At 42.5% G+C, this 23,500-nt stretch carries 20 protein-coding genes; 7 read left to right on the top strand and 13 right to left on the bottom strand.

Translation table 11 applies throughout. From position 1 onward, the window contains the following. Positions 1–10 precede the first annotated feature (10 nt). The 7 genes from AC1XUD_RS10270 to AC1XUD_RS10240 form a co-directional block, all read right to left on the bottom strand. Positions 11–2,383: a TonB-dependent receptor gene (locus AC1XUD_RS10270; RefSeq protein WP_483360894.1), complete on the bottom strand. Its 2,373-nt coding sequence runs from the start codon at positions 2,381–2,383 to the stop codon at positions 11–13. 336 nt (positions 2,384–2,719) lie between these two features. Continuing rightward, complete coding sequence (gene folK / locus AC1XUD_RS10265; RefSeq protein WP_483360893.1) at positions 2,720–3,205, bottom strand: 2-amino-4-hydroxy-6-hydroxymethyldihydropteridine diphosphokinase; 486 nt, start codon at positions 3,203–3,205, stop codon at positions 2,720–2,722. An 86-nt stretch (positions 3,206–3,291) separates the two neighbouring features. Further along, the gene (rpmB, locus tag AC1XUD_RS10260; protein ID WP_483360892.1) at positions 3,292–3,531 is read right to left on the bottom strand and encodes a 50S ribosomal protein L28; all 240 of its coding nucleotides are present in this window, start codon (positions 3,529–3,531) and stop codon (positions 3,292–3,294) included. 94 nt (positions 3,532–3,625) lie between these two features. Beyond that, positions 3,626–4,312, bottom strand: a complete 687-nt coding sequence (locus AC1XUD_RS10255; protein WP_483360891.1) for a response regulator transcription factor — start codon at positions 4,310–4,312, stop codon at positions 3,626–3,628. 140 nt (positions 4,313–4,452) lie between these two features. Next, on the bottom strand, positions 4,453–5,706 hold the full coding sequence (locus AC1XUD_RS10250) for a sensor histidine kinase (protein WP_483360890.1): 1,254 nt from the start codon (positions 5,704–5,706) through the stop codon (positions 4,453–4,455). A 190-nt stretch (positions 5,707–5,896) separates the two neighbouring features. Next, positions 5,897–6,730, bottom strand: a complete 834-nt coding sequence (locus AC1XUD_RS10245) for an N-acetylglucosamine kinase (RefSeq protein ID WP_483360889.1) — start codon at positions 6,728–6,730, stop codon at positions 5,897–5,899. Between the two features lie 57 nt (positions 6,731–6,787). Further along, positions 6,788–7,021: a cytochrome b5 domain-containing protein gene (locus tag AC1XUD_RS10240; protein ID WP_483360888.1), complete on the bottom strand. Its 234-nt coding sequence runs from the start codon at positions 7,019–7,021 to the stop codon at positions 6,788–6,790. A 138-nt stretch (positions 7,022–7,159) separates the two neighbouring features. Between AC1XUD_RS10240 and AC1XUD_RS10235 the strand changes: the two genes are divergently transcribed. The 3 genes from AC1XUD_RS10235 to AC1XUD_RS10225 all read left to right on the top strand — a co-directional run bounded on the left by AC1XUD_RS10235 (position 7,160) and on the right by AC1XUD_RS10225 (position 10,481). Then, a complete protein-coding gene (locus AC1XUD_RS10235) occupies positions 7,160–7,615 on the top strand; it encodes a lipocalin family protein (protein WP_483360887.1) in 456 nt (151 codons plus the stop codon). A gap of 105 nt (positions 7,616–7,720) precedes the next feature. After that, a complete protein-coding gene (gene thiL / locus AC1XUD_RS10230; protein ID WP_483360886.1) occupies positions 7,721–8,743 on the top strand; it encodes a thiamine-phosphate kinase in 1,023 nt (340 codons plus the stop codon). A 154-nt stretch (positions 8,744–8,897) separates the two neighbouring features. After that, positions 8,898–10,481: a hypothetical protein gene (locus AC1XUD_RS10225; RefSeq protein WP_483360885.1), complete on the top strand. Its 1,584-nt coding sequence runs from the start codon at positions 8,898–8,900 to the stop codon at positions 10,479–10,481. 151 nt (positions 10,482–10,632) lie between these two features. On the opposite strand, the gene AC1XUD_RS10220 is transcribed toward AC1XUD_RS10225, so the two are convergent. The 5 genes from AC1XUD_RS10220 to AC1XUD_RS10200 form a co-directional block, all read right to left on the bottom strand. Next, positions 10,633–10,884 (bottom strand): hypothetical protein, encoded by a 252-nt coding sequence (locus AC1XUD_RS10220; RefSeq protein WP_483360884.1) that lies wholly within the window; start codon positions 10,882–10,884, stop codon positions 10,633–10,635. A gap of 75 nt (positions 10,885–10,959) precedes the next feature. Next, a complete protein-coding gene (locus AC1XUD_RS10215; RefSeq protein WP_483360883.1) occupies positions 10,960–12,693 on the bottom strand; it encodes a M3 family oligoendopeptidase in 1,734 nt (577 codons plus the stop codon). Positions 12,694–12,876: 183 nt separating this feature from the next. Then, the gene (locus tag AC1XUD_RS10210) at positions 12,877–14,472 is read right to left on the bottom strand and encodes a DUF4394 domain-containing protein (protein ID WP_483360882.1); all 1,596 of its coding nucleotides are present in this window, start codon (positions 14,470–14,472) and stop codon (positions 12,877–12,879) included. Positions 14,473–14,556: 84 nt separating this feature from the next. Further along, complete coding sequence (locus AC1XUD_RS10205; protein ID WP_483360881.1) at positions 14,557–15,144, bottom strand: hypothetical protein; 588 nt, start codon at positions 15,142–15,144, stop codon at positions 14,557–14,559. Continuing rightward, positions 15,107–15,982 carry an MbnB/TglH/ChrH family RiPP precursor modification enzyme gene (locus AC1XUD_RS10200; RefSeq protein WP_483360880.1) on the bottom strand — a complete coding sequence of 292 codons (876 nt, stop codon included), beginning with the start codon at positions 15,980–15,982 and terminating at the stop codon, positions 15,107–15,109. Before AC1XUD_RS10200 ends, AC1XUD_RS10205 begins: the two co-directional genes overlap by 38 nt. Positions 15,983–16,195: 213 nt before the next feature. Between AC1XUD_RS10200 and AC1XUD_RS10195 the strand changes: the two genes are divergently transcribed. The 4 genes from AC1XUD_RS10195 to AC1XUD_RS10180 all read left to right on the top strand — a co-directional run bounded on the left by AC1XUD_RS10195 (position 16,196) and on the right by AC1XUD_RS10180 (position 21,988). Beyond that, positions 16,196–16,777, top strand: a complete 582-nt coding sequence (locus AC1XUD_RS10195; protein ID WP_483360879.1) for an RNA polymerase sigma factor — start codon at positions 16,196–16,198, stop codon at positions 16,775–16,777. A gap of 92 nt (positions 16,778–16,869) precedes the next feature. Then, positions 16,870–17,583: a tetratricopeptide repeat protein gene (locus AC1XUD_RS10190; protein WP_483360878.1), complete on the top strand. Its 714-nt coding sequence runs from the start codon at positions 16,870–16,872 to the stop codon at positions 17,581–17,583. Between the two features lie 110 nt (positions 17,584–17,693). Continuing rightward, positions 17,694–19,136 carry a S8 family peptidase gene (locus AC1XUD_RS10185; protein ID WP_483360877.1) on the top strand — a complete coding sequence of 481 codons (1,443 nt, stop codon included), beginning with the start codon at positions 17,694–17,696 and terminating at the stop codon, positions 19,134–19,136. 41 nt (positions 19,137–19,177) lie between these two features. After that, the gene (locus AC1XUD_RS10180; protein WP_483360876.1) at positions 19,178–21,988 is read left to right on the top strand and encodes a CHAT domain-containing protein; all 2,811 of its coding nucleotides are present in this window, start codon (positions 19,178–19,180) and stop codon (positions 21,986–21,988) included. Positions 21,989–22,069: 81 nt separating this feature from the next. On the opposite strand, the gene dctA is transcribed toward AC1XUD_RS10180, so the two are convergent. After that, entirely contained in the window at positions 22,070–23,338 is a 1,269-nt protein-coding gene (gene dctA, locus AC1XUD_RS10175; RefSeq protein ID WP_483360964.1) for a C4-dicarboxylate transporter DctA, read from the bottom strand. Positions 23,339–23,500: the final 162 nt, after the last annotated feature.

The raw sequence follows: 23,500 nt of genomic DNA, 5'->3' as shown, positions 1-23,500 counted from the left end.
TCTTTTAGCCTTAAAATTTGAAATTATACGTTACAGCCGGAATGAAATTTCCAATCACCGAGTACTTTACCGCTTCCGTTTTTAAAGGATTATCTTCGTTTACACGGGTGTATACAGAGAAAGGATTTCTGCGGTTATATACATTGTAGACCGAAAACACCCATTCGCCTTCCCCGCTGCCAAACAGTTTTCTTTTTGATTTAAGCGTCGCCGCCAGATCCAGGCGATGATATGCAGGAATACGGCTATTATTTCGCTTGCCTTCATAATTATTTCCAATCACATAACCTTGCACCACATATCTGTTGGTGGCAAAAGTTGCTGGTGTGCCTGACGCAATCGTGAAATTTGCGGAAAGCGTTAGTCGTGGTTTGAATTCATAAATAGCAACAGTCGTAAAATTGTGAGGCTTATCAAATCTGGCAGGATACCAGTCGTTATTGTTGATCGTTTCAACCAATCTTTCAGTTCTGGATAATGTATAACTTACCCATCCCGTTAAACGGCCTTTATTCTTTTTTACATAAAATTCTGCTCCATATGCCCGGCCTTTTCCAAAAAGCAAATCACCGGCTACGTATTGATTCAATAACAGATCCGAGCCAGGCACGTAATCAATCTGGTTGTATAATTTCTTGTAATAAACTTCTACCGAAGCTTCATACATATTACTCCCAAAATTCTGGAACCAGCCCAGAGCCACCTGGTCGGCCTTTTCGGGTTTAATTATTTTTGAACTTAACGTCCACACATCAAGCGGAGAACTCGCCGCGGTATTCGATAGTAAATGCAGATATTGAGAAGTGCGGTTATAGCTGGCTTTCAAAGACATGGTCGGTGTCACACCAACATTGACTGAAAAACGGGGCTCCCAATTTCCGTAGCTTTTGATCACATCGCCACTTTCATATTCTGTACCCGGAAAGACCGGTAATTTACGCTGACCTTTTTCAACTTCTATATAGTCGTAATCTGTTCCGGGTCCAAGACTTCTGAAAAAACTATATCTAAGGCCATATTGTAATGAAATACGATCCCCGAGTTTCTGCTCATTACCAATATATACAGCAGACTCATCCGCGTATCTGGACTCGAGACTGATATCGGTAGTCTCGCCCTCAGAGACCGCAATGGCATTCCCTGGTTTGGTATTGTATCGGATGTATTGACCACCAAAAGTCAGCTGGTTATTGGGCGTTAAGTAATATGTGAAATCAGGTTTGATGCTGGTACTGATAATTTTAGATTTCCAGGTAAACTTGTCCTTCGCGTTTTCCTTGTTTTGATTCTGACCTAAATTATAGTCGTAATTGCTATAATATCCGGTGAGGTTCATGAACAACTTGTTAGAAAAAATGTGGTTCCATCGGCCCGTTGCAGTAGCATTGCCCCAACCAAAGCCAAAGTCGCCACCCCCAAATACGTCACGGCCCAAATACCCTGAGGCGAAAAACGTATCCTTGTTCCCTAAACGATAATTGACTTTCGCTGTCAGATCGTAAAAATTAAATTTGGAATCTCTCAGGTCCTTATTCAAAAACGGTTTTGCCAAAATGTCTATATAGGAACGGCGTGCAGCAACTATAAACGAACCTTTTCCATCAGCGAAAGGCTGTTCGTACGTTAGTCTCGAGAAAATGGTACCAATACCACCGTTAATCTCGCGTTTTTTGGAATTACCTTCCTTCATCCTTACATCAAGAATCGACGAAATCCGGCCACCATACATAGAAGGAATACCTCCTTTGATCAACTTCACGTCCTTGACTGCATCAGGATTAAAAACAGAAAAGAAGCCAAACAAGTGGGAAGAATTATAAACCGGTGCTTCATCAAGTAATACGAGATTTTGAGAAATGTCCCCCCCTCTTACATTGAAACCCGAGGCACCTTCACCAACCGTGGTCACCCCCGGAAGCAACTGAATACTTCTGATCAAATCGACTTCCCCCAAAAGTGCCGGCATTTTACGGATGGTTTTCATTTCCACCTTATTCACCGACATTTCAATACCACGAACGTTTTCGTCCTCCTTTTTTGTTGAAACAGTAACCTCCTGAAGCTGATTACTCTCGGCATCCATTTCGATACCCAAAGTCTGGTCGGTCGTCAGAGCGACCTCTTTTACGATTTTCTGGTATCCCAGATAGGTAAATACCAGATTGTATTTCCCCTCCGGAAGCGTAATTGAGTAAAAGCCGTAGGTGTTCGTTGTAACTCCTGTTTCGACCTCTCTGACATATACCGACACGCCTATTAATCCTTCTCCGTTGGCTATGTCTTTTACATAACCGCTTACCGTTCGTTTTGACTGCGCTGAGGCGCTGATACCAGATAATATCAACAAAAGCCCCAGTACTCCTTTAAGTATTCTATTTTCCATGCTAAGTAATTAAGTAACCTGTTTCTGTTAAAAAATTGAAATGATTGACATCTTCTGGTTTTGGGGTAATGACAACTGAGCTGGCGTATACCCTAAATTTTTTATGCGAAAAATTTCAATTTCCCGACAAAGCAAGTCATTAAGTTCAAAAAATGATATAAAAAGAAGATAAAAGGGCTCAAAAAATGTATGAACGGTTGATATAGACGGTTGTATTTAGAATACCTTCATTTTCAGAATCATACCTGGACAGAACTTATCGTTAAATTCAGCAATATGCCTTTGTGTCGTGAAAACAATATTCGTTTTGTACAATTCTAATTCAAAATTGCCAGACTACAATTTTGTAACTTCACTATCATCCTGGCAAATTTCCAACAGATAATTATTGGTTTTCAGGAAGATAGGATGGATATATTCGCCGGCTATTTCGCAAAGCGGGATAAGTGTAAAACGACGATCCTGAAGACGCGGGTGGGGAACCGTAAGCCTTGAACTTTCTATTTCAAGATTGCCAAAATAAAGAATGTCGATATCGATAACCCGCGCTCCCCAACGTTCATAACGAATTCGGCCCAGTTCATTTTCAATTTCCAGAATATTCCGGAGGACATCCTCAGGCTGCAGCATTGTTTGAACTTCAACGACCTGATTCATAAACGGAGGTTGATCCAGTACGCCCCAGGGAGCGGTTTCGTAGATAGAGGATAAATCACCGATATCACCGATTCTTTCAGCTATGGCTTTTCGGGCCGACTCTAAGATCGCAAGTCTTTCCCCCAAATTAGACCCAAGTAATAAAAAAACCTTCGTGACCTCCATATTCAGCAAACTATAATGGGCAAGCTAAAACACCAAAAGGGACTACCCAAAATGAGAAGTCCCTTTTCAATAAATTCGTAAATTTCTTAGAACGTAAGCGTACCCTTATCGTATGCTTTTTGAATGGTAGATTCTACACCATTCTTGTTGATGGTACGAAGTGCTGAAGTAGAAACTTTCAACGTAACCCACTCTCCTGTTGAAGGAAGGAAGAAACGTTTCTTTTGCAAATTCGGGAAGAATTTACGTTTTACTTTATTGTTAGCGTGAGAAACGTTATTTCCAACGCGTGTTCTTTTTCCAGTAATTTGACAAACCTTAGCCATGACCTTACAATTTTTCCAAATGAGGGTGCAAAGATGCGCAATTATTTTTTTGTGAGCAAGTATCGACAAAATAAATTTTGGAAAAAGTTCATCTTTACCACCTGATCCTGAACCCCACACCGTGTACATTATCGATTTTTATGTTGGAATCGCCTGACAAATATTTTCGCAAACGAGATATAAACACATCCAGGCTTCGTCCCATAAAATAGTCGTCGTCGCCCCATATTGCTTTCAACACTTCATCCCTTTTAATCACCTGTTCGGGGCGGTCTGCCAGATATTTTAGTACCTCTGCTTCGCGGAACGTCAGACTTTGCGTTTTGTCGGCCAACCGCAGCGTCAATTTTTGAAAATCAAAATCATAGTCGCCCACTTTTCCAGCTTCATAATTGGTCCCTGCAGGTTTTGGCGAAGTACTCCTGCGTAAAAACACATCGATTCGAAGCTTGAGTTCTTCAATGCTAAATGGTTTTGTGATATAATCGTCGGCACCCAGTTTAAGTCCCTTAATCTTGTCTTCCTGAAGAGCTCTTGCCGTCAAAAACAATATAGGTATTAACGGATCCTGCTCACGAATATGTTGCGCGAGCGTAAAGCCGTCCATCTTAGGGAGCATGATATCCAGCACACAGATATCAAAATGTTCTTTCTTGAAGGATTGAAGGGCAATCTCCCCATTGGCGGCATGGACGACTTCAAAATCGAATTCTTCCAGATTATCTTTTGTGGCAAATGCCAGGTTTGGGTCGTCTTCTACGTATAATATCTTCTTTTTCAATGTGTCTCTATATTTTGAAGTTGATATTTTGGCGGTTAAGCTGTTGTCAGGGGTTGGTGTTGTCAAGATTAGTCAGAAAGTGGTCATTTTTTGGTAGTTTGATTTCCTGCCAATGGGATCCTAAGTTCGTTTGTTAATCCCTACTTTATCTGATGATCAGGAATTGATATTTTAAAAGTACTGCCTTTGCCGACTTCGCTTTGAAGACTCAAACGCCAGTGATGTGCACGGATGATCTGTTTCACATAACTCAACCCTATACCGAAACCTTTGACATTATGCACGTCCCCGTAAGGTATCCTGAAAAACTGGTTGAAGATCTTTTTTTGGTATTCCGGCGCGATTCCGATTCCTTCATCGATGACCATAATATTCACACCCTTGGCGTCGGACATCGTTTTAACAATCACATTCGGAACTTCATTTGAATATTTAAGTGCGTTATCGATCAAATTATTCATCATACAGCGAAAATGAAAAGGATCGGCCCATATCATCAGCTGAGTTTCCTCTTTTAGAAAAGTTACCTTTTCTTCGTACGGTAAAAGAATGGAATCGATCACGGCATTAACATTCAGTTGCTCTTTTTGCAAATGGAGGGCATTTTGTTCGGCCTTTGCCATTGATAATACCATTTCCACCTGGCCCTGAAGTCTGAAAATTTCCTCACTTACTATGGAAACGTATCTCTTAAACCGTTCTGGTTGCCTTGTAATATTATCAGTCTTCAATACATCTGCCGCGATACGGATCGTGGATATCGGCGTCTGCAACTCATGAGTCATATTATTTACAAAGTCCTTCTGAACTTCCGAAAGTTGGCGTTGACGAAGTATCACGAACAATGCATATGCGAAAAACAAAAGGGCCACTAATACCAAAGCCGATGAACCAATAGCACCATTGCTGCTTCCGGCAAAAGTCCCTTCCTGCTCCGGAAATCTTACTCCGAAATAATAGGGATATTTATCAGTCTTAATCCAGTTTGAAGTCGCGGTCGGGGTTTTGTCATTATTTTTCGTGCTTAACGACATTCCAAAACGCATACGGTTGGTAGTGCAGTCATATATCCCGACCTCGAAGTCGGTAATCAGATTGTGCTCCTGAAAACTATCCTTTATAAAGTGCTCCAACAGGTCGGGCTGCGTGGTAGAATTCGTATTGACCAAAAAATAACCGGGAGATAGCTGCTCCACTGGATTCGTAGTCAGCATCACTCGGTTTACTTTCGCCAACTTCCCGGCCACATCCTGCAAGGCCACGTGTGCATTCTGATTAAATTGCCGCCTCCTTAATTCCAAAGCCTGTTTTACCCAGAATATCTGCGTAATCACTACGCCAACAATCAGTAGCGCGGAGAAAACAATCAGCCATTGTATGGTTTTTCTGGACATGTTCTAGGTGTTAGCTTTTAGTAATTAGCGGTTAGTTTGGGCAGGGATATTCAAGTTTATATACTGGATTGGACCTTTGATGCGCCGGAAATATTCCTGATAATTTTTCTTCCAAATAGTTAGACTCATTTTATATACTTCAAGTTATCCAACACTAAAAACTAATTGCTAATAGCTAATAGCTAACAGCTCAATGATACCTCACAAGCCCCTCCAAGGGCGATTTCTCAATATTCCCTGGCTTCAATCCTTTTTCTCTTAGCACCTCTTTTAATATATCCTGATAATAAAAGGCGATGGAGCCGGTAAAATGAACTGGCAAGGTTTCCACATTTTCATGTCGGGCAACATATTTATTCACAAAAGTCGTAAATGCAGTTGCGACAAGGTGCTTGATAAACGGATGGCTTATATTTTCAGATATGAATTTCGAAAATGTGGCAAAGAAACGATTAGGAAAAGGTTTCTTGTATGCAATATCTAAAACATATAATCTGTCTATTTCTGGAAACTGCTTTTTAAAAACCTTGTCCAAGTCTTCAGGCAATTCGTTTTGCAAAAAATGAACCACCAGGGTTTTTCCCAGAAAAGACCCGCTTCCTTCGTCGCCCAGCCAAAAACCAAGTGACCCAATGGAACGAACAATGTTTCGGCCATCAAAAAGAGCATTATTCGCTCCAGTGCCCAATATACATGCCAATCCCGGTTCGTGACCACACAAGCCACGGGCCGCACCGAGCATATCTGACGCAACTTCAATTATTTGAGACGCGGGAAACGCTTTTTTCAAAGCTTCAAAAACCGCCTTTCCTGTTTTCTCATCTGCGCAACCGGCTCCGTAAAAAAATATGTCACCAACAGCCCCATTCACGTGAGGCAGTAAATCACGTTCTAGTACAGCGGCTATTTCCTCTTCTGTTTGATAAAAGGGATTAATCCCCGCGGATTGCACTCTTTCCGTATCCCCATTTTGTTTTACAAAAATCCAGTCTGTCTTGGTGGATCCGCTATCTGCAATAAGCATGTTAGGTCAATTAACGATTATAATCTATCGGCTTTCAGCACTCGGCCTTCGCTGACGCTAGTCCTGAGCAAGCCTTCCTACTACTTCAAACCTTTCGAAAACCTTATCGGTATGAGGCGCGTCTCCAAGTTCTTTCGTCAGATCTTGCCCGGCCCAATGTTCATAATGATGCCCGTTTCGCCACAATCTTGATGGTTTTACGTCATATATAATACCCTTATAGGCACACCATATATCTTCTTTGTCCTGGCCGTTTCGAAGAGCCAGCTGCGATTTAGAATATTCTTTCAATTTTTGCGTTGATGTGTTTATATCTGACAGCAGTATCAAACATAGGCTCAAAATAACGTGATCTTGTCAGAATATTTTGATAATAAGCCTAAAAAGTATGAACTTGCTCACCGAATCGAATACATTGTAAGACCATATATGAAAAAAAGTTACGCAGCTATCTGGTGTTTTGTCTTATCCGCAACCCTACTACTTTCAGGCTGCAAGGATAAAACAAAGCCGCTTTCTGAAAGAATTGCAAAAGCTTGGACGGCAGAAACAGTAAATCAGGACAATACCACCGTATATACAAGGGGCGCTTCATCCAATATCGTTCCGGGATATGCCGGTTACAAGCTTACACTTTCCGTAGAGTCGGGTGTGAATAAAGCCATCATGGTAGAGTTCAACAACGATAGTTTCACGGGAACATGGGAATTGGAAGGTGATACCAAATTGATTTTAAAAAATCTGGTACCGCAACCAACCGGAACAGGCGGCACGATCCAGTTTACAATTAACTCCATCGACGACAGTAAACTGGTGATTACCAGATTAGACGCCAGTAAAAAAACAGGTGATACTGTAAATAAATATACACTTACCAATCCGTAGCATTTTGGCTCGTGATTGAACTATCATTATAAGAATTTCATTAATCTACACGAAGCCATTTCTTAACCGGGAATGGCTTCGTGCTCTTTAAGATATCCAGATACAATGTCAGAAACCAGAACGGAAATCAGTAGCCTTGGCGAATTTGGCCTGATTCAAAGAATAAATAAGAAAACAAAAACCACTCTTCCGGATACAATTACCGGCATCGGCGACGACGCCGCAGTGATTGACCTGAATGATGAATTCGGACTTTTGTCAACCGATATGCTGTTGGAAGGTGTTCATTTTGACCTCACCTTTTCTCCTCTGAAGCACCTCGGATATAAGGCTATATCATCTAATGTTTCCGATATAGCTGCCATGAATGGCATACCGCGCCAGGTTACGGTTAGTATTGCCATCAGCAACCGCTTTTCGGTGGAGGCCGTCGATGAACTGTATGATGGAATATTCACTGCCTGTAAAGATTTCAATGTGGATCTGGTTGGCGGGGATACCACTTCTTCAAAATCCGGCCTGATTATATCGGTAAGTGTTTTCGGGAGAGTAAAAAAAGATAAAATAACATACCGTCACGGAGCGAAAGCTAACGAGCTGATCTGCGTAACGGGAGATTTGGGAGGTGCATATCTTGGTCTGCAATTATTGGAAAGAGAAAAACAGGTCTTCCTGGCGAACCCGAATATGCAGCCAGAGCTTGAGGGAAAAGATTACGTCATTCAGCGCCAACTTAGACCAGAGGCCCGGATGGACGTGGTTTTCGAGCTGGCCGATGCCGGTGTTCTGCCAACATCTATGATCGACTTATCGGACGGGCTGGCATCGGATCTGTTGCATATCTGTGCGCAGTCTGGTGTAGGCGCTATTATTTTTGAAGATAAATTACCGATCGACGACCAGACCTTCCTGGCCGCTTCAGAATTAAATCTCAATCCGGTAACAGCGGCGTTGAACGGTGGCGAGGATTATGAACTACTTTTTACGGTTCCTCAAAATGCATATGATCTGATCAAAAACAACCCGAAGATCAGCTTCATCGGGTATATGACGGATCAGAAAAACGAGGTTTTGCTTCATACAAATGGCGACAATCGCATTCCGCTGACTGCGCAGGGCTGGACTTGATATGCCTCCATATATTTTTTAAAAACAAGTCCATTGCTTAACCAAAGCGATGGATTTTTCTTTTTAAGGGATATATTTTTCGTACGCAACCTCCTCGTATTAAAGTCCGTAATGGTGGTAAGCCAACTTATCACTAACAAAATTACGGAACACGATGAAAGTTTTAAGAACCATTCCACAATTAGCCTTATTGTGCTTTTTCCTGGCGTTGGGCATATCCTGCTCAGACGACGACAACAACACAGTGCCTGAGCCCACCTTCGACATTATGGAAAAATCGACTTCACTGGGAAATGTGTTGACCGACAGCCAGGGAAAAACACTCTATTTTTTCACCAAAGATGCAGATGGCAAATCGGCTTGTACGGGAGGTTGTCTTACAACCTGGCCCGTTTTTAACGCTTCTGCGTCACCTAAATTTGGAACAGGACTAACTGCAACAGACTTTGGGACGATCACGCGCGCCGATGGTACTTCTCAGACAACTTTCAAAGGATGGCCTTTGTACTACTACGCACCTGATGCAGCCGCCGGAGATGTGAAAGGTGAAGGGGTCGGCAGCGTTTGGTTTGTAGCCAAAACCAAATATACCGTCATGTTGGCTGATGCTCAGTTAATTGGAAACGATGGCAAGTCATACAAATCGGATTATACTGAGGGTACAGAAGTTACAAAGTATTTTGTGGATGGCATGGGTCGCACGTTGTACGCATTCGCCAAAGACACGAAGAATACCAACTCCTATACCAAAGCTGATTTCAGCAACGACGCTACCTGGCCGGTATATTCTGTTTCAAATATCGACGAGATACCGTCAACCCTAGACAAATCGCTTTTTGGAACGATCGATGTATTCGGTAAAAAACAGTTGACGTATAAAGGGTGGCCGGTATATTATTTTGGTGCAGACGGAGCGGTACGGGGTGCCAATAAAGGTGTAAGTGTGCCGAAACCAGGAGTTTGGCCTATCATTCAAAAAGATACACCCGAAGCCCCGACTCCAAATATTTTGGAAAAATCGTCGACGCTGGGGAACATTATCACTGACGAAAATGGGAAAACGCTATATTTCTTCACAAAGGACGCAGACGGCAAATCGGCCTGTACAGGAGGCTGTCTAGCCAATTGGCCAGTCTTCTATTCTGCCGCACCAAAACCTGCGGCAGGCCTAAACGCAGCTGACTTCGGAACAATTACCAGGGCAGATGGAGCTTCTCAAACGACTTACAAAGGCTGGCCTTTATATTACTATACTCCCGATGCAGCAGCCGGAGACGTGAAGGGCGAGGGGGTAGGCACAGTTTGGTATGTTGCCAAGTCCAAGTACTCTATTATGATTGCAGATGCGCAATTGATAGGCAACGATGGCAAGTCATACAAATCGGATTATACTGAAGGTACGGCAATCACCAAGTATTTTGTAGACGGCGCCGGAAGGACATTATATGCATTCGCCAATGATAAGAAAGACAAGAACAATTTCACAAAATCTGATTTCAGCAACGATGCATCCTGGCCTATCTATACAACGGATCTTGGCGAAGTGCCGTCTACGCTGGATAAAACGCTATTTGGAACAATCGACGTTTTCGGCAAAAAACAGTTAACTTATAAAGGCTGGCCGTTATACTATTTCGGTACCGACGGAACGGTTCGCGGATCAAACAAGGGTGTGAGCGTTCCAAAACCGGGAATCTGGCCAATAGTTCAAAAAGATACCCCCGAAGCGCCACTATGATTTTATAATGCGGGGTAATGCAGAGAGATAGCTGTGGTTTTGATGGTTATCTCTCTTTTTTTAGCACGTAAATAAAAAAGCTGCCGAAGTTGTTTCGGCAGCTTTTCAATATATCAATCCAGAAAATATAATCAGGAATCAGAATTTATCTCTATTGCTTTGCAACGGCACTAGTTGCTCCGCTGTAAAGTTTTTCACGAATAGCATTTACACGTGGCTCCAACCCAGGGTCAGCTGTATACTTATTAGCCATCTGACGAGGCAAACTGTCCGGACTTACGCCGTAAACGTATGGATTGCCGGCGTTTAAATCCTTCTGTTCTTTTTGATTATATTTTTGGTAGTCACAAGATGACATCAAGGCAACACACGCAACAAATGCAAATACTTTATAAAATTTCATCTTTGTATCGTTCAAGGTAACTGCACAAAGTTAGCCGCCATTTTTAATTTCACCAAATGCGCGGACAACGATTTCTTATTTTTTTAGCTCAGCAAGCTCATTACTAACAAACTGCATCAATTCGGTGATATTCTTTTCCGAGAAATCAAAAGGAATATGAGCCGTCTCATAAATTTCCGAGATCGGTGCGGTATATCCCAGTTTCAATGCATTCAGATATCCTTCAAGTCCTTTTTGAGGGTTTTCCCGGTAATTTTTCCAAACTCCAATCGCCCCCAACTGCGCTATACCGTATTCGATATAGTAAAAAGGAACTTCATATATATGCAATTGACGCTGCCACAGGTATTTACGATTATTTTCAAAACCGGTCCAGTCTATTACATCGTCTGTGAATTCGCTATAAATTTCAACCCATTTTGCTGTCCGCTGTTCAATAGTATGACCCGGATTTTCATACATCCAATGCTGGAACTTATCAACCGTTGCTACCCACGGCAACGTTTCAATGATAGATTCAAGATGCTGAATTTTAGCACGTTTCAAATCCGCTTCATTCTCAAAAAACTCATCCCAGAAATCCATAGTAATCAGCTCCATAGACATGGATGCCAATTCGGCTACTTCTGAAGGGGTATGCTTGAAAGAATTCAACGCCAAATCGCGAGTAACGAGCGAATGAACTGCGTGGCCTCCTTCGTGAAGCAAAGTGATCATATCCCGGAGGTTGGAAGTCGCGTTCATGAAAATAAAAGGAACGCCGATTTCATCCAAAGGATAATTATATCCACCCGGCGCCTTGCCTTTTCTTGACTCCAGATCCAAATGACGCATAGTCTTCATAATTTTCAGGCAATCGCCCAAAAACGGATCCAGACGGGTGAAACAACGAATGGTTTTATCCAGCAACTCTTCCCCGGTTTGGAAAGGTTTCAAAGGTGCTTGCCCTTTCGGATCAACTTTGGTATCCCATGGTCTCAGTGGATCAACATTCAAAGCGCTTTTCCGTTCTGCTCCCATCTCATTCAAAATCGGCACAATAGCCTTTTTGACGGATGCATGAAAGTTAAAACAATCCTGCGGGGTATAATCAAAACGACCCATGGCAGCAAACATGTAGTCGCGGTAGTTGGCAAAACCGGCATTCAAACCAGCCTGATTTCTCAGTTTGATCAAAGTATTGATCAGCTCATCCAGCTTTTCGTGGTCTTCATATCTTCGTGAGCTAATGGCTCTCCAGGCCTCTTCCCGAATTGCCCGGTCGGTCGACTGCAATCGGTCTGATGCTTTTTGGAGCGTCATTTCTTCCCCGTCAAGCGTCACGGTCATCGCGCCTGCAATGGCGCCATATTTACGCTCTTCGGTTTGCATTTCGGTAAAAACCGGAATATTCTCGTCACGGAAAATCTCAATACCACGTTTCATCCCGCGGTGAACGATCTGATATCCGCTATCACTCAATTCCTTCCAATATGGACTATCGACGACTTTTTTATCCAGAATATTCCCGAACTCTGCCAGTTTAGGCTGAATTTCAGTTATAAAAAACTGTAATGCATTGATCAAACCCTGATTGGCAGTGTCGCAGGTTTGGCGGATATATCGCCAGGCAAAATTTTCTGAAAGATAGGACTCCATCTCGCTGCGATCTGCAAACCAGGCCTTTAGATCACCCGCCGAATTGATTTCCCTATTTATCAGATTATCAAAAAGAGGCTGTAAATCCTCCCATTTTCTCAGATCAAATTCTTCTCCTATAAAAACCCTTTTTTTGCGGCCGGGTATAGCAACTGTTTCCTCGCTGGTCATTTTTCGGATTGCATGGTGTAAACTCAAAGGTAAGCCTGAATGAGCTGAAAGTGCAAGTCAGAAATCGGGTACGGCGACGTAAGACTACAAAAAAACCCGGTATGGCTCTGAGACAAGCCTAAGGGAAACAAAAATGATCCGAAAAGTCCGGATCATTTTTGTCAATATTCTAAATGAACTGTATTAAAGTCCCGAACCTATAGCTAGCCCCTTGATTGGGGTGTTCATTTTGAACTTCATTTCCGTTGCGCCAGTGGCTAAATTGACATGATAAAAGTTGGTACTGCCGCCAGTGGTAAAAACTGCATATCCCATTCCGGTAGCATTACCAATATCAAAACCGATTGTGCTCGTCACGTCCAAACCAAGATTTTTGGGTTCAATAAGAAGTCCGTCGTTGGGCGGGCTTTGTTTAAAAATCTTATCAAGATTGCTATCTATATCATACAATGTAGTATTTGCCGCGACCACCCCGGGATAACTGTTGGTGTAGGCCACTGCCGTAACCAAAGGCGCAGGATCTGCAGCTCCGGCTTTCAACACACCATCAACCGATGTTACGCCGTCTGCGACATTGATCCTCAAATTCTGACCGCTATCACTGACCACCCGCAGCCTGTCAGCTGCCGGATTGAAGTCTACACCAAAAGAAGTTCCGTTGATCAAAACCGGAGTATTGTCGGCAAGCTTCAAACTTGCGAGCTCCGTCGCGGCTCCCGAGCCCAGATCTATACCATAAATTTTGCTATCGCTTCCAAGAGCGTGCATCCGTCCATTTATCGGTCTCAAATCCAGTCCATGGAGCATTACTCCAACCGGCAAACCGGCAATCATTTTATTACCGAAAATCTCACCGGACTCAGGGTTGAAAATGCTGACATTATTAGTTTCATCAAGTGCATATGCAACTGGTAATGAAGGAATTGCGATCCCAATTATATTTACCCCAGATGGTAAATCAGTCAACTTTTTGAGTTTGCCAGTGGAAAGATCTACGGTATGCAATTCCCATTTTGCATCTATTTTTACGGAAGTAAGCGGAAGAACATCGACCGCCTCTACATCAGGTGATATATCAAAACCACCAACCTCCGAGATATCAATCCCAAGCGCACCAACGCCAACCAGCGTCCCCGGATTCGGCGGGTCTTGTAGATAGAGCATATCAGATGTAGGATCTATATCAAAAAGCATGGTGCCGGCCCCGGAGGCAGTATTGCCAGCACGGCTATTTGTATATGCCACACCGCCGATGGAAGGTGAGGCAGGTCCGTTTAAGGGGGAATCCCCCGCAATGATTGCGGCTGTTTCAGGGTGTAACCGAAGATTTTGAGCTGAGCTCGTCACCACCCGGATCCTGTCAACAGTTGGGTTAAAATCAAAACCGACGCTTGAACCTGTCAAAGCAGTGGTAATCGGCCCGCTTCCTATCATCGTCGCCCTTCCTTGTTGCTCTCCCGATATTATATTGATCTGATATAGGATGCTTTGTGAGCTAATACCGTACAGTTGTCCCGTTGCAGGGCGAAAATCAATGCCCATCATTTTTTCACCAGATCCAAGTCCCGTAATATCAAATGACCGCAATGGGCTCGTCGCAGTCTTTATGTTGATTTCATGCAACTTATTATTGTCGGACAAGGCATAGAAAACTCTGTCGGGAAGCGTCTCCTCATTGGGAGTCATATTTTCATCGTCTTTGCAGGCAAAAAATGTAACCGTCGATGCAGCCATAAGCCCATATATGGCCAATGACATCAAAAATCGAAATCTTTTCATATTAGTGTCGTATAGGTGAGTGATTGATTGACATACCAGTTACGACAGAAATTTTAATTTAGATCGGCGCTTTTTAATTTTATTTTAATCTGAGAAATTTGCAACACACATGGAATACCCAATTGCAGCATCATTTTTACGAATATCTTCTACTTCAAAATAGCTGTTAATACCGTCCGATAAAGTCATACGATATTCACCAGAATCCAGAAAAAGTGAAGAAAAGTTACCGGCAGTCAATCCCTGGATAACGATCATAGGATCGCACGGCCATATCAGTTCGTCGGAATAAGTATTTCCCTTTTGAAGTTGAATCATGCTGTATTCAAATCTTGAGATCAGTTTTACCAGTCCTTTTCCATTTTGCATAACCCATTGAAGGAAACCAACTGCCATTTCTTCCGCCAACGGAGAGTGATTATTTGTTTTAAAATACTGTGCGGTAAGGGTTTGGAGCTGATTCGTTTCAATCAAAATCTGAGACGTAAGAAAGCAGAAACGCTCGATATGGCTTTGTCGCGTCCAAAGGATAATTACCTTGATCAGTTCCAGGTTTTCCGACGCGTAAAGGGTTTTAAAATATGCATCATCATCAGTTTTGGGAAAATATGAGCCTTTGATCAGGCCGAGTAACTTATGCTGCAGTTCTTTCAGGGGCAGGTAACTTTTCATGAAATATCGATTTTAGTTTGTTCAATTCATCTAAAATTTCATCCTCTCCAACCCGCGCTATAAACTCATCCAGCAGCTCGTATGTAATCGCTTCCAGGTTTTGAGGAGCATATTCTGCTATAATATATCGGGCTAACTCCAATGTGGATTCAGCCGAAAGACCAATGTGTATATCCGTCATAAAACCGCTGTCCAGCATTCCGCCGGCCACGTGAAACTCACGAATATGGTTACAGTTTAGTTCTTCCAGAAAAGCCGGAATATCCAGGTCATGGTTATAGGCATCGCATTCAAGATTATAGATATCCAAAATGAGTCCGCAGCCGGTCTTTTCGCATATGCGATTCAAAAAATCCGCGTGGGTATAATCGCTGTAATATTCAGGAATCAGGCTGGCGACGTTTTCCAATAAAAAAGGGGCTGAATATCTCGTTTGAATAATATCCACTCGTTCACAAATCATATCCAGTGTTTCGTCCGTCCTTGGCAAAGTGAGCATCGTTCCCAAATGCACGCCGTCGACAATCGAATAAGCCAGGTGTTCACTATGCCACTTTAATGGCATACTATCAAAGAGTTCATCCAGCAACCGCAAATAAGATTTTGAAAAACCATCGGCCGACCCGATCGACAGGCCCACCCCATGCGCCAGAAAATTAACTTCTGATTTCATACTCAATAATTCATGCAATTTTCCCGGATGAATACCGACCATTCCCTTATTAAATACCCCCATCGAGTCGGGACTGATCTCTATATGATTTATCACAGCAACGAGCTTTTCGAGAAATTCCGGACGGCCCCCATCGTAGGTTGTGCCAATGCTTAAAGTTTTCATAGGTATCTAAGGTCTACTTTAATTCCGACGTGAGCTGAGACTAGAGGCTGTGCACCCTTAAAGTCCAGGGTGATGGCCATATCAAACTTTCTCCGTTAACGGAAGGGCCTGACAATGAGTAAGTCGTAAATTCCGTATCATTTGGAAACATTTTCTGAACACTTTTTTCGAATGCACCATTTTTTTATATTACAAGCATAAAGACCATCAACGATGCCCTTCCTCCGTAAAACCATTTCCGATATCGATCTAATAGAAGGTATTCGTTCTGAAGGCTCACAACAACGGCACTCCGAAAACCTGCTTTACGAAAAATATTCTTACCTGATCAAAGACGGTATCAGGAAGCACAAGCTGAGCGAGGACGAATGTTCGATGGTGTATTCTGACACTATTCTTTCCATTATTGATAATATCCGAAAGGGCAAATTTGAGGGTCGATCGGAATTCAAAACCTACGTTTACCAAATATTTACCAACAAATGTGTTGACCTGCTGCGAAAAAACGCGACTAATAAGCAGAAGGTGAATTTGGGTAGCGCAATCGAAGACTATATCAATATTCTTCCCGACGAAACGCGGGGTATAGTCGAACACCTGATTGAACAATACGACACAGATCTGTTACGAAAACGGATTAAGGAATTGGGCGAAAAATGTTCAAAAATGCTCCTTGCCTGGGGCGAGGGGTTTATGGATCAGGAAATTGCGGTTCAGCTTGGATATCAGACGGCAGCGGTTGTCAAAACGAGCAGGCTTCGATGTCTGGAACGATTGCGGGCCTTATATAGGTGAATATGGGCAGTCGGCGACCGATATGCCTCATAGCCGGCTATACCTGACAACTCCTGATTAAAAATGACGAAAAGTACTTGACTTTTAAAAATATGGAACGTGTAGATGATTTTTTCGAAAAACGACTTTCTGGAAAAGAGAAAGAACAATTTGAATCAGACCTCAAATCTGATCCGGAACTCAGGCAGTCGGTGGCCTTTTTTCTGGCTTCCAAACAAGCAGCCGCCGACGAAGCTAAACGCCAACTATTGGATTCCCGCCATCGGGAATGGGTGCTATCCAAACGCGCTTTTTCGCCAAGGCCCGCTCTTCGAATATGGGTCGCTGCGGCCGCAGTTCTCATTTTGGCAATTGGGCTGGTTTGGTATCAGTTTTTTAACCAAAACTATGATCTGAAACTGTTGTCATCTGCATATACACAAGAGAATTTCACGACCTTAAATACAACCATGGGAGGCTCTGAAGACAGCCTCCAGCTGGCCACAAGATTTTACAACCAGGGCGAATTTAAAAAGGCTGGTTCAATCTGCGAATCCATTCTGGAAAACGATCCCAAAAATGCCCAGGCGAAAAAAATCGCCGGGATTGTTTCCCTCAAACTCCTCGATTACGACAAAGCGATCAATTACTTTCACGAGTTAGGTCAACAGGAATATCTCCAGGACAATCCTGGGAAATTTTACGAAGCTATTGCCCTGATTCAACGGGATTTACCGTTGGATAAGAAAAAGGCAGAAAGTTTGCTACAAGAGGTTATTGCAGGTAATTTGGAGGGAAAAGAGCAAGCAGAAAAATGGCTGAAGTAAAAGAGTGTGAGGAAAGCTAAAAGTTAGACTTCCGTTTCATACGTTGACAAAGGGCGAGTGAATTCAAGCAATTTTTGGTGCGAATTATTACTCTTAAACTTAATAAATCTATGAAACCTATCCTCCGCTTATTAATTCTTTTAATTGTCAATTTATTGATCTTCGCGGGGTGCCGTTGCAAGAATTGTTGTGAAGTACCTCCTCCAGTCAAACAAAAAGAAGCTCCTTTTAGCGGAATAAATGTTAAAATTCCGAAAGGAAAAAGTTTTGCCGACTTTGCCAGAGAAGTTTATCTTAAGTTTGATATCCGAATTGACGAGAAACAGCACGTCAAAAGTTGCCCATGCGACACAAGTCTGGTCAGCGTAAACTTCCCCGGCTTAATTGTTACGGGGAATGGTCAGTTACCCGCACGAGCTGACGTGCCCGGTCAAAGCGATAGTCTCGACTTACCCGGGTTTGTGTTTAGCAAAAATTATAATTTATACGAAAGTGAGAAAGATTTGTCAAACTCATCCCCTACCGGAGGCCGTAACGACAGGTTCACAATTCTATCGAGCTTCAACAACCCATCGACGGCTTCAAAAGCGGTAACAGTGGCTATTTTCGATAGCGGAATTGACAGCGGTCTCTTAGGCCTTAATTATTTGGGTGTTGAACATGATCTTGGAAGCTGCTTTTCGATCGACGCCATCACCGAACTGACCAATAATGGTACTTTAACAAATGGAACTATCAAAGGTCTGAATTTCGCACCCGCCGATTATGCTACGAACGAGTATAAAATGTCAAATATCAGCGACACTCATCCGGGGCGTCACGGCACCAACGTCGCATCATTAATTGTCAAACAGTTCGCTGATTCGAAAAGCCCTATCTCATTAAAACTATTGATAATGAGGGTTCTTAACGATCAAAATAAGGGCGATTTATTTGGCATTATGTGCGCGATGTATCAGGCTAAGAAAATGGGGGCAGATATTTACAATATGAGCTTGGGGTATTACGGAAAGGAAGATCCCATTTTTAAAGAATATGTTGACTCGATTCGATCAACAGGAAGTAAACCTGGTTGGCTGGTCGCCTCAGCAGGAAATTCGATACCGGGATACGACAATCCGGACTTTAAAACCGATGATCCGGAAAATCGTAATTTGAGTCAGCGAGTTGCTACGAGCAAATTATACCCTGCATATTTTAGCTCCTATATGGATCATGTTATTTCGGTCACAACTGTAAGAAGCGACTCATTCCTAATATGTTCGCGTCAAAACTTTGACCCAAAAAGTGTTGATATCGGAGTCCAGGCAGCGAATTGTTACTTCAAAACCAGTAATCTCGATACCGCTCTACGTGGCACTTCATTCGCTGCTCCTGTTGTAACTGGTTGGATTGCAGGCAAAGATAGTCTCGCTGTTTTGAAAAAATTAAATCTATTGTCTCCAGCCGAAAAGGACGAGCTACTAGAATCATTTATTATATCTGGCAAATACATTAAATATTTTGTCCCAGAAAATTTGAGTAAAATTAAATCGAGACCGGTATTACAGTGACAGAGATTATATTTTTGAAAGCTTTAATAATCGTCAGGAGTATGAAGCACACGATACTAATTATATGTCTGACTTTCTCGTTCTCTCTTTCAGGATATTCTCAATGTCCTGAAAGAGAGAAAATTCCGATTATGCTTGACGAAATAGTTACTAGAAATGATAAAAAACAGATTACCAAGGAATTAAACGACTTGATACTGATTTGTAAAAAATGCAGATATAACAATGATTCAACATTTGCCAAATCTTTCCATGTTCTAGGCCGAACCTTGTGGAAAGAGAACAAAATTGATTCAGCCATTTCAATGACAAAAATGGCAATTCAGATTAACAGCGGGAAAGCAAGCGCAGCAAACTATGCTAATACCTGTCACAGTTATTTTAATTTGGGGTGTATCTATAATGAGCTAGGTCAAATAAAGCCTTCCATAGCAATGTTTGAAAAAGCGATTCAAGTAGCTTCGAAATACCCTGAAAAAACACCCTCTTCCATTGGATCTCATACTCAGTTGGCCATTATTAGTGCTGCACTGGGCGATTATTCCAAGTCAATAATGTACTCAGAAAAGGCTTATGCTTTGGCTGAGAAAATTTTGGATAAAGACTTAATGGCCAATAGCCTGATGACCAAATCGCAGGCACTTTTAGCCTTGAGCAATGACAATGATGCAGAAGTTGTACTGAGCAAAGCCGATCGCCTGACATCTACCTCGGAAAATGAGTCGCTCAAAGGATCTATCTATTCTGTACTTGCCGATCTTAAGGTTCGACACCACAAGAATCAACAAGCCATTTATTTTTACAAAAAGGCTTATAATTCCTCCTTAAAGTCAGGCTATGAATACGGATGCGCCCAAGCAGCAAATAATTTGGGCTTTTTCTATTGTAATTCCCTCAATGATTTTCAAAGTGCTCTTTCTAGCTACAACCTTGCATTAACTCATACTAGTCATCCCTGGACTCGCGCCGTTATATTTAATAGTATTGCAGAGGTATATACCAAAAAAGGCAACCTTCAAAAGAGTTTAATTTACAACCACAAGGCCATAACGGCAACCTTCGCTGGCTTTGAAAATTTGGATGCAGCTAAAAATCCTCCAGCCGTCAACTGGAAATCCTCTGTCGAAAAAGCCTCTCTTCTCCCCGTTATCCAGGCAAAAGCCGACATCTGGTTAAAAATCGCCCAAACCAAAAAACAAAATAACGCCGAACTGCGCAATGCCCTTAACACCTATATGCTGGCTGATACGATGGTAGACTATATGCGTTGGGAGCATTCGGGGGCGGTTTCTAAATTGTTTTGGAGGGATAAAACGCGGTCGTTGTATGAGAACGCGATTGAAGCTTGTTATTTGTTGAATGATCCTGAGAAGGCATTTTATTTTTTCGAGAAAAGCCGGGCCGTTTTGCTGAATGATCAGTTGAACGAGCTGGCAGCGAACAAGATGCTGTCTCCCGAAGATTTGAAAAAAGAGAATCAGCATCAAAAAAATATACTTGATATACAGAACCAATTAAGCGAAGTCGATACTCCCGAACTTCGTGAAAAACTCTTCGCGGCACTGCGGGCCCAGGAAGCCTTTGTTGGCAGTCTGGAACAAAGAAATCCGCGATATTATGCTTACAAATATGACAATCGTGTTCCCAAATTAAAGGACTTTAGCAAAAACGAGCTGGAGGAGAGGCAAGTTTTCCTGTCTTATTTTATCGGCGATAAAGGCGTGTATTCCATGCTGATATCCAAAAACGGAAGCTCCATTCGAAAGATTGATTTGGCTGATTACGAAAAAGCTTTGACAGATTTCCAAAAGCTGGTCAGCGACCAGGAAGGTCAGAATCAACACTTTGACCAATATTTGAGCAGTGCATCTGAGCTATATAGGTTATTGATCAAACCCTTGGCCATTCCGACCGGATCAAGAATCATTGTTTCACCAGACGGCGATTTTCTTCCATATGGCGCGTTGAGCAAATCAGCGACAACCCCACAATATCTGATCCGTGATTATGCTTTCAGCTATGCATATTCAGCACGAAGTCTTGCGAAAAGAATGAAAAGGAGCTATCCGCTTTTCTCTTCACATACTTTTCTTGGCTTTGCACCCGTGAATTTCAGTCCGAAATTATCTCAGGCTTCGCTTCCGGGTTCAGAGGAAGCTTTAAACATCATAGACGGGCATTTTAGTTTTTCCAAATTATTGACCGGACAGGAAGCAAACAGGCAAAGTTTCCTGGAAAAAGCACCTGATTATCGAATCGTGCAGGTACTTACTCATGCCAAAGCCGGTAATACTGATATCGCTCCGACTCTTTATTTCGCTGATTCCACTATTAAACTTTCGGAGTTATCAGCGATTCAAAATGCAAAAACAGAGCTAATGGTTTTGTCTGCATGCGAGACAGGAATCGGCAAAGTTCAAAACGGGGAAGGCGTATTTAGTTTAGCTCGTGGATTTGCGGGATTGGGAATTCCGTCGGCGGTTACGACTTTGTGGAGTCTGGAAAATAAATCGGTATATGAACTAACCCAGTCCTTTTACGACGGGCTGGATGATGGAAATGATCTTGATATCGCCATCCAGAAAGCCCAGATCAAATGGCTCGATTCAGGATCGAAAGGTAAACAGTTACCATATTATTGGGCTGGTATTTTGATAGTAGGAAACACCGAACCGATCAATACGGGAAGCTCATTAACATTGATCTGCATTTTCACAGGTATCTTGTTATCCGTGATTATAATATATCTGATATCGCGTCGAATCAAATCTGCTAAACTTCGAGGTGAGAAGTTGTCAATGCATTTACCCTCGTCTTCCTTTGCAAAAATGTTCATTTTTTTATTCCGCTAACTCCCCTTTTTTCGACCAAGTTAGTGTAGTCCGGAACGACGTTGATATGATCGGACCTGACATTATACGCACACTTTTCAATTATTTCAGTTCGTCTGGAATCGTTGCGCTGGTCAGGTTGTCGGTCACAATGTTTTCGGTTTCATGAACTCGGGCAAATGCATAGTTCATTTTCTCACGGTCAAATTCCTTTTCATTATTGGCCAGCCATATAGTTGCCACTCCGTTTCCAATAAAATTGGTGATCGCGCGGGCTTCTGACATAAACCTGTCAACGCCCAGCAGAAGCGCTAGTCCTTCCAATGGAATCACCTTTATGGCTGTCAATGTTGAAGCCAGCACGACAAATCCACTTCCTGTAACTCCCGCAGCTCCTTTGGAAGTAACCATCAATATCCCGATCAACGAGAGAATTTGTTCAATCGTCAGATGCACGTTAAAAACCTGGGCAAGGAAAATCGTCGCCATTGACAGGTAAATCGTGGTACCATCTAAATTGAACGAATATCCGGCAGGTACCACCAAGCCAACAACCGGCTTGGAGCAGCCCATTCTTTCCAGTTTTTCCATTAAAGACGGTAAGGCAGCTTCTGACGAAGATGTACCCAAAACAATCAAGAGTTCTTCTCTGATATACTTCAGATATCCCCAAAGGCTGATTTTGTAGGTCCGAAGCACCAGGCCTAATATCCCGAAAATGAATATGGCCATCGTTGCATATACCGTCCCCATCAACTTCGCTAGCGGTAATAGCGTATGAATCCCATATTTACCGATCGTAAAAGCCATTCCTCCGAATGCCCCGATAGGTGCCGCCATCATCACAAAATGCAAAGCCCGGAATATATATTTTGACGCATAATTGAGCCAGTAAACAATCATTTCCCGCCCCGAATATTTGCTTAAAAACGTACCCAGTACCAATGAAAACAAAAGAACCTGCAGGGTGATATTGTCCAAGAAAAACTTCAACCAACTGAAATCGTGCACTTTATTGGCATACTGCGATATATCTCCTTTCTCAAGTGATGTCGTCACGACACCATGACCTGGCTGAATGATATTGGCAACGACAACGCCGATGATCAGAGCCAGTGTAGTTATAATTTCAAAATATAGAATCGCCTTCGCACCTACTTTACCCACTTTCTTAAGATCACCCATCCCGACAATGCCGAGCGTAATGGTCAGGAAGATGATTGGATTGATAAAAAGCTTCACAATGCTGATGAAACCTTTGCCTAGAAACTCCATTTCAATAGCCGCCGACGGATTGTAATGACCTAATAATGCGCCCGCGGTGATGGCTGTCAACACCCAGAAAGTGAGATTGGTAAAAAGTTTTTTCAATTTCATTGTGGTTAATAAGTGAAGAGGATAAGATCAGGTGTACGGTGCGACCAAACAAGATAATAAAGAATTAAGGTTTGATCACCCGCCTTTCAGGCAGGAAAAGATTTTTTATTTTTGTTTATACTTGGTCTAAATAAATAATATATATTTGCGACAGGA

Source organism: Dyadobacter sp. HNCC25DJ184, assembly GCF_056895215.1.
Note: the sequence above shows the minus strand (reverse complement) of the source record. Positions and strands in the feature narration are given on the sequence as shown.

Coding starts and splice junctions, on each gene's coding strand:
- AC1XUD_RS10220 (WP_483360884.1), bottom strand. CDS start 10,884: ATGAAATTTTATAAAGTATTTGCATTTGTTGCGTGTGTTGCCTTGATG.
- AC1XUD_RS10225 (WP_483360885.1), top strand. CDS start 8,898: ATGAAAGTTTTAAGAACCATTCCACAATTAGCCTTATTGTGCTTTTTC.
- AC1XUD_RS10235 (WP_483360887.1), top strand. CDS start 7,160: ATGAAAAAAAGTTACGCAGCTATCTGGTGTTTTGTCTTATCCGCAACC.
- AC1XUD_RS10205 (WP_483360881.1), bottom strand. CDS start 15,144: ATGAAAAGTTACCTGCCCCTGAAAGAACTGCAGCATAAGTTACTCGGC.
- AC1XUD_RS10215 (WP_483360883.1), bottom strand. CDS start 12,693: ATGACCAGCGAGGAAACAGTTGCTATACCCGGCCGCAAAAAAAGGGTT.
- AC1XUD_RS10190 (WP_483360878.1), top strand. CDS start 16,870: ATGGAACGTGTAGATGATTTTTTCGAAAAACGACTTTCTGGAAAAGAG.
- AC1XUD_RS10200 (WP_483360880.1), bottom strand. CDS start 15,982: ATGAAAACTTTAAGCATTGGCACAACCTACGATGGGGGCCGTCCGGAA.
- AC1XUD_RS10245 (WP_483360889.1), bottom strand. CDS start 6,730: ATGCTTATTGCAGATAGCGGATCCACCAAGACAGACTGGATTTTTGTA.
- AC1XUD_RS10210 (WP_483360882.1), bottom strand. CDS start 14,472: ATGAAAAGATTTCGATTTTTGATGTCATTGGCCATATATGGGCTTATG.
- AC1XUD_RS10185 (WP_483360877.1), top strand. CDS start 17,694: ATGAAACCTATCCTCCGCTTATTAATTCTTTTAATTGTCAATTTATTG.
- thiL (WP_483360886.1), top strand. CDS start 7,721: ATGTCAGAAACCAGAACGGAAATCAGTAGCCTTGGCGAATTTGGCCTG.
- AC1XUD_RS10180 (WP_483360876.1), top strand. CDS start 19,178: ATGAAGCACACGATACTAATTATATGTCTGACTTTCTCGTTCTCTCTT.
- AC1XUD_RS10270 (WP_483360894.1), bottom strand. CDS start 2,383: ATGGAAAATAGAATACTTAAAGGAGTACTGGGGCTTTTGTTGATATTA.
- AC1XUD_RS10250 (WP_483360890.1), bottom strand. CDS start 5,706: ATGTCCAGAAAAACCATACAATGGCTGATTGTTTTCTCCGCGCTACTG.
- rpmB (WP_483360892.1), bottom strand. CDS start 3,531: ATGGCTAAGGTTTGTCAAATTACTGGAAAAAGAACACGCGTTGGAAAT.
- folK (WP_483360893.1), bottom strand. CDS start 3,205: ATGGAGGTCACGAAGGTTTTTTTATTACTTGGGTCTAATTTGGGGGAA.
- AC1XUD_RS10195 (WP_483360879.1), top strand. CDS start 16,196: ATGCCCTTCCTCCGTAAAACCATTTCCGATATCGATCTAATAGAAGGT.